12 protein-coding genes are annotated in these 13,003 nt (G+C 42.7%); 3 read left to right on the forward strand and 9 right to left on the reverse strand.

The window, feature by feature from the left end; genetic code table 11:
* Nucleotide 1 precedes the first annotated feature (1 nt).
* The 7 genes from gspI to gspC all read right to left on the reverse strand — a co-directional run bounded on the left by gspI (nucleotide 2) and on the right by gspC (nucleotide 7,213).
* Nucleotides 2-376, reverse strand: a complete 375-nt coding sequence (gspI, locus tag PAUR_RS17335; protein WP_192508998.1) for a type II secretion system minor pseudopilin GspI — start codon at nucleotides 374-376, stop codon at nucleotides 2-4.
* Nucleotides 373-960, reverse strand: coding sequence for a prepilin-type N-terminal cleavage/methylation domain-containing protein (locus PAUR_RS17340; RefSeq protein WP_192508999.1), 588 nt, complete (start codon nucleotides 958-960; stop codon nucleotides 373-375). Before PAUR_RS17340 ends, gspI begins: the two co-directional genes overlap by 4 nt.
* Before the next feature lie 14 nt (nucleotides 961-974).
* A complete protein-coding gene (gene gspG, locus PAUR_RS17345; protein WP_192509000.1) occupies nucleotides 975-1,400 on the reverse strand; it encodes a type II secretion system major pseudopilin GspG in 426 nt (141 codons plus the stop codon).
* Between the two features lie 62 nt (nucleotides 1,401-1,462).
* The gene (gene gspF / locus PAUR_RS17350) at nucleotides 1,463-2,689 is read right to left on the reverse strand and encodes a type II secretion system inner membrane protein GspF (RefSeq protein WP_192509001.1); all 1,227 of its coding nucleotides are present in this window, start codon (nucleotides 2,687-2,689) and stop codon (nucleotides 1,463-1,465) included.
* 2 nt (nucleotides 2,690-2,691) lie between these two features.
* Nucleotides 2,692-4,227 (reverse strand): type II secretion system ATPase GspE, encoded by a 1,536-nt coding sequence (gene gspE, locus PAUR_RS17355; RefSeq protein WP_225738493.1) that lies wholly within the window; start codon nucleotides 4,225-4,227, stop codon nucleotides 2,692-2,694.
* Entirely contained in the window at nucleotides 4,220-6,289 is a 2,070-nt protein-coding gene (gspD, locus tag PAUR_RS17360; RefSeq protein ID WP_192509002.1) for a type II secretion system secretin GspD, read from the reverse strand. Before gspD ends, gspE begins: the two co-directional genes overlap by 8 nt.
* Before the next feature lie 27 nt (nucleotides 6,290-6,316).
* A complete protein-coding gene (gspC, locus tag PAUR_RS17365) occupies nucleotides 6,317-7,213 on the reverse strand; it encodes a type II secretion system protein GspC (protein WP_192509003.1) in 897 nt (298 codons plus the stop codon).
* Nucleotides 7,214-7,425: 212 nt separating this feature from the next.
* On the opposite strand from gspC, the gene hslR reads away from it, so the two are divergent.
* The 3 genes from hslR (at nucleotide 7,426) to PAUR_RS17380 (ending at nucleotide 10,493) form a co-directional block, all read left to right on the forward strand.
* On the forward strand, nucleotides 7,426-7,836 hold the full coding sequence (hslR, locus tag PAUR_RS17370) for a ribosome-associated heat shock protein Hsp15 (protein ID WP_192509004.1): 411 nt from the start codon (nucleotides 7,426-7,428) through the stop codon (nucleotides 7,834-7,836).
* Nucleotides 7,837-7,846: 10 nt separating this feature from the next.
* The gene (gene hslO / locus PAUR_RS17375; protein WP_192509005.1) at nucleotides 7,847-8,692 is read left to right on the forward strand and encodes an Hsp33 family molecular chaperone HslO; all 846 of its coding nucleotides are present in this window, start codon (nucleotides 7,847-7,849) and stop codon (nucleotides 8,690-8,692) included.
* A 262-nt stretch (nucleotides 8,693-8,954) separates the two neighbouring features.
* Complete coding sequence (locus PAUR_RS17380; RefSeq protein WP_192509006.1) at nucleotides 8,955-10,493, forward strand: phosphoenolpyruvate carboxykinase; 1,539 nt, start codon at nucleotides 8,955-8,957, stop codon at nucleotides 10,491-10,493.
* 155 nt (nucleotides 10,494-10,648) lie between these two features.
* Here the strand turns inward: PAUR_RS17380 and PAUR_RS17385 are convergent, their stop codons facing one another.
* Entirely contained in the window at nucleotides 10,649-11,776 is a 1,128-nt protein-coding gene (locus PAUR_RS17385) for a hypothetical protein (protein ID WP_192509007.1), read from the reverse strand.
* A 57-nt stretch (nucleotides 11,777-11,833) separates the two neighbouring features.
* A complete protein-coding gene (locus PAUR_RS17390) occupies nucleotides 11,834-12,931 on the reverse strand; it encodes a hypothetical protein (protein ID WP_192509008.1) in 1,098 nt (365 codons plus the stop codon).
* Nucleotides 12,932-13,003: the final 72 nt, after the last annotated feature.

The raw sequence follows: 13,003 nt of genomic DNA on the forward strand, positions 1-13,003 counted from the left end.
ATCATTTGCCTTTTAACATAAAAGTAGTGAGATCATAAACCGACGTTTGCAATGCTTCATCTTGATAAACGGTGACCGTCACCTTAACGAAACTGGGATCTTCTGTCGCTATCACTGATTGCTGCCAAAACCACTTCTGTCCAGCCAGTTCTTCTTCCCCTTTGGCATTATTCTTCCCTGACCATTTTTTACCACTGGCGCGCATCATGACCATTTGATTTTCCGCGACCCAAGAGGCATAAGTTTGTTCTTCCAACGCGCCAATGTGGGTAATGTGCTCTCCGGTGACCTGCATTGCCGCAATACCTGCCATCGCACATATGCTTAGCGCAACCATCACCTCTAGTAAGGTAAAGCCTAATGTATTCTGCTTCATTCTGGCTCTCGGCGTAAATTAACAGGGGCGACAAACTCACCTTCCACAAAGTAAACGCTTTGTGGGTCGTCATCCAACTCAAGGCTTAATTGAAAGGCACTGACTTCACCCGATGATAACAAGAGGACTTGAGGTACTTTTAGCTTCTTCAGTTCAAGCAAGCTTTGCTCATCGCCAGTACCCATTAATGCTCGCCAATTTGATTGCTCTAATAAGTTATCTTGTGCCCAATCTAATCCTTCAATGTTCAAGTTCACCTTGTAATCATCTTCAAATTTAATTGGCTTGTAGAGTTCTTCCGCATCAAAAGCTATCCAGTTTTCCCCATCAAACACTAAAAACTCTAGGGTTTTCTTATCAAGATGAAACCCAAGTTCAACTTGATTCAGCACCGCAAATTCCGATGCTAAATTGATAATACCATGTGTTCTGAGCGCCTGCTTTTCTAGCTCTTCTTCCATGTCGCCGCCAAAGCTATAGGTCACCAACTTGGTCGCAAAAGCAATGATCGTCAGTACCACGAGGATTTCGATTAAACTAAATCCTCGTTGGTATTTATGCGCTAGGGTAGGATGCTTTATCATAATCTATGCGGCTTTTATTGCTGCTCTTCTTGATCCCAGTTACCAATATCATCTTCGGTACCCACTTCACCATCTGGCCCCATTGAAAAGATATCAATTTTACCCATTTCACCTGGGCTAACTAACTGGTAAGGACTACCCCAAGGATCTTCTGGTAATTTAGAAATAAAGCCACCATCAGGGAAACGCTTTGGCACAGGGTCTATTGTTGTTTCATTTACTAATGCTTCAAGGCCCTGCTCTGTGGTAGGGTATTTTTTATTTTTCAACTTATACATACTCATCGCATCTTCAAGTTGCTGAATATCTAAGTGGGCTTTGTCAATTTGCGCTTCTTCTTGCTGACCCATGATATTGGGTGCCACAATAGACATGATCATACCAATGATCACAAGTACTACCATCACTTCTAATAGTGAGAAACCTGACTGTTTATTCACAATTTATACCTCAAAAGTTATTAATGTCTTTGTATTTTTATATACATTATCGATATTTTTGACTACAAACCAATTGCTTGGTTCATTGCCATAATAGGTTGTAAAATAGCCATAACAATAAACAGTACGATTACTGCCATGCTTGCAATCATTGCTGGTTCTAACAGTGCCAATGACACACTAACCATACTTTCAAATTCACGATCTTGGTTATTAGCTGCTCGCTCCAACATCTGTTCTAATTCGCCTGACTTTTCACCACTGGCGATCATATGTAACATCATTGGCGGGAATAATTTCGTTTGATGTAACGCCGCTCTTAAACTTGCACCTTCACTAACTCGGGTTGCAGCTTCGGCCACAGCAAATTTAATCTTCTGATTCTCTAGTACTTTACCGGAAATTTTCATTCCTTCTAATAATGGGACTGAACTCGAGGATAAAATACTTAAAGTCCGTGCAAAACGCGCCGTATTGATACTGCGACTGACTTTGCCGATACCGGGTAAAATCATAAGTTGGCTATCGTACCAAAAACGCACTTTCGGACGCTTTAACGCTTGCTTAATACCAAAGATGCCACCCACAATAACCACGAGACTAATCATCCAATAGTTTTGAACAAAGTTACTGGCGGCCATGACCCATTCTGTCGTCCATGGCAATACTTGCTTAGACTTTTCGAAGGTTTTTAATATCTGGGGTACCACAGTACCTAGTAATACAGAGACAATGGCAATCGCAAATATCACCAAAATGGTCGGATAAACCATCGCTTGGGTAATTTGGCTACGCATATGTTGACGTTGTTCAGTGTAATCAGCAAGACGATTCAATACTTGATCTAGGTGCCCTGATTTTTCACCCGCAGCAACCATAGCCCGATATAAGTTATCAAATACATGAGGAAACTCTGACATACCATCAGCAAGAGTGTAACCCTCAACGACTTTAGAGCGCACCGACATCAGCATGCGCTTTAGTCTGGGTTTTTCACATTGTTCAGCAACCGCCATTACTGCGGCTTCAACCGGCAACGATGATTGAATTAATGTCGCAAGCTGACGGGTCACCAATGCCAAATCGGCCACTGAGGGCTTATAGCCTCTAAATAGCTGTATTCCCTCAGAAGACTGCTGCTTATCTTTCTCCGCCGCAGGTAATACCTCTAAAGGCATCATGGCTTTTTCGCGCAGCATTTGTCTCACTTGCTTTGCGGTATCCGCCTCTAATATGCCTTTTTTTTCTTTTCCCTTGCCATCCAAAGCTCGGTATTCAAATGCTGCCATGCTTATCCTTCCTCGCGAGTCACTCGCAATACTTCTTCTAGCGTTGTTTTACCGTCTAAAACACGCGAACAACCATCTTGACGAATACTCGGACTGTGCTGACGAATATACTTCTCTACCGCCTGCTCACCTTTACCGTTATGAATAAGCTCACGAATATGTTCATCAACAATCAGTAACTCATGAATACCGGTTCGGCCTTTATAGCCATTATAATTACACTCTTCGCACCCTACAGCGCGGTAAATTGTCGTTTGCTGACCGCTCGGTATACCTAACAATTCACATTCACCGTCATCAGCATGATGACCGGCTTTACAGTTTGAACATAAAGTTCTGACTAAGCGCTGTGATAACACTCCTAATAAAGAAGAAGACAGTAAGAACGGTTCTACCCCCATATCTTCCATACGGGTGATGGCACCCGCCGCTGTATTGGTGTGTAGTGTCGACATAACAAGGTGACCCGTTAATGAAGCTTGTACGGCAATTTGGCCTGTTTCTAAGTCTCGGATCTCACCGACCATAACCACATCCGGATCTTGACGCAAAATAGCGCGTAACCCTCGAGCAAAGGTCATATCTACTTTCGCGTTAACTTGCGTCTGACCAATACCGGGAATTTCATATTCAATCGGGTCTTCAACCGTCAAAATATTACGATCTTTTGAGTTTATCTGGCTCATACCCGCATATAACGTGGTACTTTTACCTGAACCGGTCGGGCCCGTCACTAAGATGATACCGTGAGGCTTACTGATAATACCGGCAAATAATTCACGATTACGCTCAGTCATCCCTAAGTCTTCTAGGTCTAATCTGGCATTGTTTTTATCCAGTAAACGTAATACCACTCGCTCACCAAAACTAGAAGGCATGGTCGACACCCGCACATCTACCGCACGCCCAGCAATGCGTAAACTAATACGACCATCTTGTGGAATGCGTTTTTCGGCGATATCAAGCTTAGCCATTACCTTAATACGCGACACGAGTAACGAGGCGAGTTTACGGTTTGGTTTGAGTACCTCTTTAAGCACCCCATCAACCCGAAAGCGGATCACAAGGTCTTGCTCAAAGGTTTCAATGTGAATATCAGATGCACCTTCTTTGATTGCTTCACTGAGCATGGCATTGATCAATTTAATGATGGGTGCATCATCATCCGCAGCTAACAAATCTTCTGTTTGCGGTAACTCTTCCGCCAACGAGAACAGGTCAACTTCGTTGCCAATGTCTTCCATCATTTGCTGCGTTTCAGAGCTATCACGCTGATACGATTCTTCAAGCAATAACTCAAATTTATCGTCTTCAAGTTGTACCAGCGTAAAAGGTTCTGCCGCAACTCTGCGTACTTCCAGTAATGCCGGAACTGACAGATCGCCACGATAAAACACTTTTAAACCATCAGGCGTGTCACTGAGCAAAATGCCTTCGCGGCGCGCATAAGCAAATGGCAAGCGTAAACGAATTACCTGCGCATTATCTAGTTCGGCAGTATGGTCCTCTGCGAGAACATCAACTTGGCTATCAGTCATTGTTTTCTTGCTCTTGCTTGTTTTTGCCACTTAAAAACTCTTCGTAAGTCGGTGGTAATACCAAGGCATCATTCCACTCTGGTAACACAGGGGTATCTTCTGACGGCATTAATTGAATGCCATCTTCATTACGCTTTACCTGCTCACTGCGAATAAAGTTATATTTAGTATGACTCAACTCATTCATACTGCGACTGTCACGCACAATAGTCGGGCGAATAAAGACCAATAAGTTGCGTTTGCTCTTTTTGGTATTGGTTGATTTAAATAAATGGCCAATAAATGGAATATCGCCTAATAACGGTACTTTTGACACACTTTCTTGCACATCTTCATCTATCAAACCACCGAGAATAACCATGCCACCATCATCTGCAATCACCGTGGTATTAATGGCGCGCTTATTCACAGAAATATCAACCGCAGTGGCACCACTGACGCTCGACACTTCCTGTTCAATGGTCAGCTGTACCGCGCTACCATCATTGATTTGTGGCGTCACTTTGAGCTTAATACCCACTTCTTGGCGGTCAACCGTTTGGAATGGGTTAGAGTTATTGTCACCCGACGTAGACCCGGTAATAATAGGCACTTCTTGACCCACAATCATCGACGCTTCTTCATTGTCCATGGTGGTAATAGAAGGCGTCGCTAAAATGTTAGATTTCGTATCAGTCGAAATCGCTTGGACTATTGCACCCCAATCGTTTTTGACAATCCCCATCGCGAGGCCATTTACGCCACCTAGTAACTGACCTAATGGACCAAGGTCACCTTCTCGTGTTTCAATAAACTCATTGGTATTGCCTGATTCAGATCCTGTAATATTTTTCTTTATATCTTTATCTTGTGCTTGTCTTGCCGCAACGGCTAATGACCCTACAGGCACCGTACTGCCATTATTAAACTGCAGCATACCGCCTTTTTCAGAGATCCACTGTAGCCCAAAGTTAACACCGTCACCTTCTTGTACTTCCACCACAATGGCTTCAACCAATACCTGTGCACGGCGAATATCTAACTTTTCAATGACCGAGGTGAGGGAACGCATGGTATCTGGCTGTGCTGTGATCACCAGTGAGTTTGAATCTGGATGCGCTTCAATACTGGTATCATTACGATTACTGCGTGAACGGGTTTTGTTATTGCTGCCCTTAGATTCTTCTTGCAAGGTTTTACTCACGCCTTGCAATACTTTGACTAAATCTTCAGCCTTAGCATAATTTAAATAAAATACTTTAGTATTACCTTGGCTTTCTAACTCGCCGTCTAATCGTTTAATCAATTCAGTCGCACGGCTGCGTGCTTGAGACTCGCCACTGACGATAACACTGTTGGTTCTGCCATCGGCAACGACTTTAGGAATTAAGAACTCAGGCACACTGTTTTTACCGGTGCCTTTATAAATACTTTCAACTACTTTAACCACATCATCGGCGGTGGCATGGTGTAATTTAATAATTTCAACACGCTTATCACCTGCTTGGTCCACTGACTTAATAATATCAACAAGCCTATTAACCGATGCCGCATGCCCTGTTAGCATCATCACGTTCGCAGAACTAAAATTGGTCACATGACCGCCATCTTTTTGGTCACTGAACTGCCTGATCAAGGGCCCGAGCTCTTGTACGCTGACGTTCTTTACACGTACAACGCGCGTCACCATCACATCGCCGTTACCAAATTCTTTGCCTTTGACTAATGGCACATTTCCTTTTTTACCATCAGAACTACGGACAACTTTCAGTACCCCGCTGTCCATCTCCATAACAGAGTAGCCATACACTTCTAACACATTCAGGAAGAACTGATAATAAATTGACTCATCCATCAACTCATAACTACGTACATTGATATTGCCACGCACGTTTGGGTCGATAATAATGGTTTTGTTTAAGTTTTTACCAACGATATTAATAAATTCGTTGATGTCAGTTCCTTTAAAGTTGGCAGCGTACTCAATGGCAGACACCGATAAAGACAGACCAGCGGCAATCATTAGAGCTGCATACTTAGCTAACCCTTTTTTGATTTTTGTGAGGTGTAGCTTATTACCCATTTTATTTAAACTCCAAAAGTAGTAACTTTACAGGCTGAATTGTACTGAAATGGTTTGACCATCTCGTTCAATGGTGATGCTTGCATCTGAGCTATTTCTCAGCTCATTCATTGCAGACATAGCCTGTTTCATATCCGTGAGTTGATAGCCGTTGATGGCAACAGCTAAATCGTTATTTTTGAGCCCCATTTTGCGGAAAAGTTCAGGATCTTTACCTGGACTCAAGCGATATCCGATCAATTGACCTTCCTTCATGGCGCGTGAAATTCTTATATAATCAAATAACTTGCCAGGTTCTTTCAACAGTTCATCGCGCTGTGAAGATATGTCAGCACTGGCAACCAGCTGAGATGATTTTTTGCGCTTGGGGCTTTTACCTGTCGATTTTGCAGCCACCGGCATTGCCACATTTTTTGAATACTCAATACCATCTAGCATCAGTGTTTCAAATCGACCACTTACATCCAAAATAACGCGGTCAGGCAACACCCGCGATAATGTTGCGCGCGTACCTTGAATTGATTCTTTGACTTCATATGTTAACTGCTTCCCTTGCGATTCAATAATCGCAAATCCGGCTGCATCATCTAAGCTTACGGCAACAATGCCTGTCAATCGCACATTCAACGTTGTTTCTGGTGCATCAGACACAACGGGCTTCGGCTTTTCCTGTGCTTTGGCATCAGCGCGACCAAATAAATGTTGGTTGGTAATCGCTTGCGTATTAATCACATTACTGCTTGATGAATACAGCGCTGATTGACTAGGAAGTGCTTGATTCGCAGGTTGTGGCCACAATAGCCAAAACATTTGTGATAATAAATAAGCAATATAAATAACAGCTAACAATACGACCATGCGGCTTAGTTTAGCGTGAGGCAATCCTAATAAGGCTTTTTGTAACTGTTGTAACTGTAATTCCATATGCAATTTTTCTTATTCTACATTAAGCAGCTCAGTGTACCCTTTAAGCAAAAATTCAACAAGCGCACAAATATGACACGAGTGAGAACTTGAATACACACCTTTTCTACAAGCCTAACACCAATACTGGCAACGATTAAGCCTGCTTTTTTTGAATGCCAAAATATGATAGATTTCAGCTTATACTACACAATCTACATGGTTAATAAATTGTGACTAAAAATTCACCTGTACAAGCAACCAAAAACACCGGAGTAAGACTCGACAAGTGGCTTTGGGCTACTCGGTTTTATAAAACCCGAGCGCTTGCGCGTGAAATGGTACAAGGTGGTAAAGTACACTATAACGGCCAGCGCTGTAAACCCAGTAAAATCACTGAAGTAGGCGCTACTGTGAAGCTTGCGCAAGGATTTGACGAAAAAGAAGTGACTATTTTAGTGCTTTTTGAAAAACGCCAAGCGGCGGCAATCGCCCAAACGGCGTACCTAGAGTCGGAATCTAGCGTTCGTAAGCGAGAAGAAAATGCCATTGCTAGAAAAAATAACAGTTTCTTTGCACCACATCCTGTTAACAAACCAGATAAAAAGCAAAGACGTGAACTATTGAAATTAAAATCAAGCTAGGATTTTATTAATGCAACCTGATTTATTACATCGCTATATTTTTGACGAACTAGACGTACGCGGCGAATTGGTACAAATTGAAAAAACATTCAGTGACATCATTGCAGGGCACAATTACCCAGAGCCCGTTCAGCAATTACTTGGTGAGCTACTGGTTGCGACCAGCCTTTTAACGGCCACACTCAAGTTCGAAGGCGATATAGCCGTGCAGCTGCAAGGTGATGGCCCGGTGAAATATGCCGTGATCAACGGTGATCATAAACAAAACATGCGGGGCATTGCGCGCTTACAAAGTGACGTAACGGGTAACAAAATTGCTGACTTGATCGGTAACGGACATATGGTCATTACTATTACCCCTGTTAAAGGTGAGCGCTACCAAGGAGTCGTACCTTTAACAGCTGACACGCTTGCTGGCTGTATTGAAGAATACTTTACCCAATCAGAACAATTAACCACGCGTTTATGGTTCGCAACCAAAACGGGCTCTGAAACGGTAAAAGCTGCGGGTTTGTTCTTACAAGTATTACCAGTTAATAAAGAAAAGTCACAGCAAGACTTCACCCATCTAGAAGCACTTAGCCACACAGTAAAAGATGACGAATTATTAGAGTTAGATGCACAAACAGTGCTAACGCGTTTGTATCATGAAGACAATCCGCAACTGTTCGAGCCGCAAGAAATCAATTTTGTGTGCGGATGTAGCAAAGAGAAAACCATTGCAGCCCTAGTGAATGTTGGTCAAGAAGCGCTTTTAGAAGATGTGCAAAAGCACGGTAACGTGACCATTAGCTGTCATTATTGCCTCACCGATTACCGCTTCAATGAACAAGATATCAAGGCTATTTTTAACTAAATACCCACTTGCACCTAATTTGAATACCAAGCCATCATTTTGATGGCTTTTTTATGTTTAAAAAATGATACCGGTGTCATTTAAAGTCTCTTTTTTATGACACCGGTATCATTGAAATTATTCAAGTTTTTTCACAAATTAATGTGATTTCAGGTCCTCCAAAGGCTCGAATATCTCAATATCATCTGTTACTATAAATTCAGCTTAAGGTTAGTAAGAACTCAGAGCTATCCCGTTCAATTCTCACATTTTAGGTAATAACATGACTTCAAGCGCTACTCGTTTTGTCGATTTAACTGCAGCTGAACTTGTCGAACTCGCTATTTCTCGTGGCGAGGGTACTTTGGCCGCAAACGGAGCTTTCGTTGCAAAAACTGGTCGTCGCACTGGCCGCTCTCCAAACGATCGTTTTATCGTTAAAGAGCAAAGCACTGAAAATGACATCCAATGGGGCAAAGTAAACCGCCCATTCGATGCTGATAAATTTGATGCCCTTTGGACACGTGTTGAAGCACATGTGCAAGGCGGTGACCACTTCGTCTCTCACCTTGAAGTGGGTGCTGATCCTGAGCACTATTTACCAGTTGTGGTTACAACCGAAACTGCGTGGCACCACATTTTCGCTAAAAACATGTTTATTGAACCTAAAAAATATAACACGGCTGATTTACCGCAGTGGCAGGTAATGAACGTACCTTCATTTGTATGTGATCCAGAACGCGACGGCACAAACAGTGACGGTACCGTGATTATCAACTTTGCAGAGCGCAAAGTCTTGTTAGCTGGTATGCACTACGCTGGTGAAATGAAAAAATCAATGTTCTCTGTCCAAAACTTTTTGTTACCAGCAAAAGGCGTTTTACCTATGCACTGTAGTGCAAACGTGGGTGAAGCCGGTGATACCGCATTGTTCTTTGGCCTATCTGGTACAGGTAAAACAACCTTATCAGCGGATCCAACGCGTTTTCTTATCGGTGACGATGAGCACGGTTGGGCACCAGGCAGTGTTTTCAACATTGAAGGCGGTTGTTACGCAAAATGTATCGACCTATCTCAGAAGAACGAGCCTGTTATTTGGAATGCTATCAAGTTTGGTACCATCCTAGAGAACGTTGTATTAGACGAAAATCGTGTTCCTGATTTTAACGATACCAGCCTAACGCAAAATACCCGTGCTGCTTACCCACTTGAGCATGTTGAGAAGCGTAAAGTAGAGAACCGTGCCGGTGAGCCGAAAGCAGTTGTATTCTTAACGTGTGATGTCAGTGGCGTATTGCCTCCTGTTTCTGTGTTATCTGAAGAAGCGGCGGCATATCACTTCCTAAGTGGCTACACTGCAAAGGTTGGCTCAACTGAAATAGGCTCAACGTCAGACATTGAATCAACCTTCTCGACTTGTTTTGGCGCACCGTTCTTCCCACGTCCTGCTGGGGTTTACGCTGAGCTACTGATGAAACGTGTGCGTGAATTCGACGCTAAAGTATACCTGGTTAATACAGGTTGGACTGGCGGACCATACGGTATTGGTAAGCGCTTTGATATTCCAACCACACGTGCTGTGATTGATGCGATTGTATCTGGTACGTTAGCGGGTGTTGAAACAACGCATATTGAGTCATTAAACTTAGACGTGCCTGTTGCGGTACCTGGTGTTGACAGCAAACTGCTTAACCCAATTAACACGTGGGAAGACAAAGCGAAGTATGCTGAGTACGCTGCAAAATTAGCGGCTGACTTCCAAGAAAACTTTACCAAGTATGACGTCTCAGACGCCATCAAACAAGCTGGCCCTCGCAGCTAACTTGTTATCGAGTTTGACTAAAAACGCCCTCTGTGGGCGTTTTTTTGTTTGTACAACACCCCCACCCATCATTATCAGGGTCAGCTCACATAAGCTTTAGTTTGCGCTATTTGTTTAAACACGAACAATAATGATGTGACATCGTCATATTCCGCTTAAGGCACTGTATCGAACTGGTTTTGTAAACTGCGGATCTCTTCTTGTATCGCCGGAATTAAATGAAAATTAGCCTCTCGTGTGGCAATACGCCGTTTAATACAAGGTGTATCCAAATATTGAACTTGCCAATAACCTGGGAATAACGTTTTATCTTGCAGTAACCTTAAGAACTCTGCATTACCGCCTTCATCGTACATCTTTGCAATTGACTGTTGAAAAACACTTAACGCGACTCTTGGTACTGTCATCTCTTCAAAAGGCCTTAACCCCTCAGCCAGTCTGGTCTTATCAATATCAGCAATTAAACGGCTTACTGACCCCTCAACCAGACTCTCATCAATTCGACTCATCAACCTCTGTAGCTGCGGGCTATCTTTAAGCACAATCAGTAAAGAAGATAACCCTGCAGTACTGGCTTGTTGAAACGCTATTTCGGCATAGCTGAGTGCACGAACGATATGCTGCTGTGCTTTGGTCGCATCTTCGTCCATGATAAATTCGGCTTCAGAAAGATCATCAATAACTAATGTACTTATTCCTGCATCCCACTCGCCAATTGCCGTTAACCTTTGTGCTGCTTTATACGACAACGCTCGGCTTATTTCATCATTCACTCCTGAAGCCAACGCGCGTAATGCACCTAGGTCACCGCCAAATGCAGCGTCTTGCAGTGTTTTAACATCCATTTGTAGATAATTCTGCATATTGTCAGAGACAAGGTTGTTATTTACATATGAAAGAGGCCCCATTTCTTTCTTTTTTAACCAATCTAGATATTGATTGTAAGCATACGCTTGATCCTCTTTTGACAGGTCTTGCGCCGCAATACACCAGTTGCCCTCGTAATTAAAAATTTTAGGTTTAGATAAACCGCCAAGTTTAAGTGCCGAAGTACGTATCGTGTCTGCTTTTATTTTTAACAGATTGATGCGCTGATTGCGTGTTTCTTTGAGCTCTATATCTTCGCTCTTTGTAACAAGCGCACTGCCGTTATCTTTGCTCTCTATAAGAAGTACATCGTCGTTGCTAAGCTGCATAAGCCCAACCACAGGCGTGTAACTCAAATAAAGTAATATGCCTAAAAGCGTATAAAAAACGATAATACCGACTTGTTTTCTACTCATACTTAATGCTCAGTTATTTACTTTATATTCAAATGGTTGCATTACACAACCATGTCGTTACGGCATACTGCTGGTCTGCTTTTGTAAACTGCTGATTTCTCGCTGTATCGCAGGAATTAAGTGAAAATTAGCCTCTCGTGTGGCAATACGGCGCTTAATGCATGGTGTGTTTAAATATTGGCTTTTCCAATGCTCAGGAAATAAAGTATTGTCTTCCATTAGCGCCACGCTCTCAATGTCTTCCCCTCTGTCATACATCATCGCAATAGACGTTTGAAAATCATAAAGGGCTATCCGAGGAATCGCAGCTAGGTCTATCCCTTGTGCTCTTCTCTCTTTTGCTATTTTGTGGGATATCTTCTCAACATGTTCAGAGACCTCTTGAGCCTCAACGTCTCTTACAAATGGAAGTAGCACGTGTCTGCTTTTTAAAATATTTAAAATGGCATATATACTCCCACTTTGCGCATGCTGAAACCCAACTTCTGCATAAGCCAACGCCTGTATCACGAGACGTTTGGCTTTTTGCGGCTCTGAGTCAGCAATATAGTCAGCTTCCATTAACTTTCTGATCACCAAAGTAGGGATCGCTGTTTCCCAGTCACCCAGTACAGCCAAACGCTCCGCAGCTTTGTAAACCGCAGGAAGTTCAGTCTGTGCTTGTACTTGCTCCGCCAGCATACGTAAGGCGACAACATCATCTTGCTGAGCATATTGTTCAAGTGTCGCCAAGTCCATATCCAAGTAATTGAGCATGTCCTCTCCAATATTCCTATGTCCTATTGAAATTCGCTCAGCATGTGACTGCTTCTTATACCAATCTTCCCGTTGACTCTGCGCATATATTTGGTCTTCTATAGAGAGATCTTGATTAAACACACACCAATCACCTTCATAGTTAAAAATTTTGGGCTCAGATAAACCGCCAAGTTCAAGTGCCGAAGTACGTATCGTGTCTGCTTTTATTTTTAACAAATCGATACGCTGATTGCGTGTTTCTTCATGCTCCAAAAGTGTTTCTGGCTGCTTTTCTTCTATTATTTGTCTTTCGGTCCTTTCAGGTGCCATATGAGTACTTTCTTCGCTATTTAGATCATATAAAAAATATAAAAAAAGGCAAAATATTGCGACCCCTAGCTGTAATTTTTTACTCATCACATTCCCTATCATTAGATGACAGAGCCGACTAGCTCTGTCTATAGTTTATCTTTATTTTATAAGTCAGCT

Source organism: Pseudoalteromonas aurantia 208, assembly GCF_014858725.1.
Lineage (GTDB): Bacteria > Pseudomonadota > Gammaproteobacteria > Enterobacterales > Alteromonadaceae > Pseudoalteromonas > Pseudoalteromonas aurantia.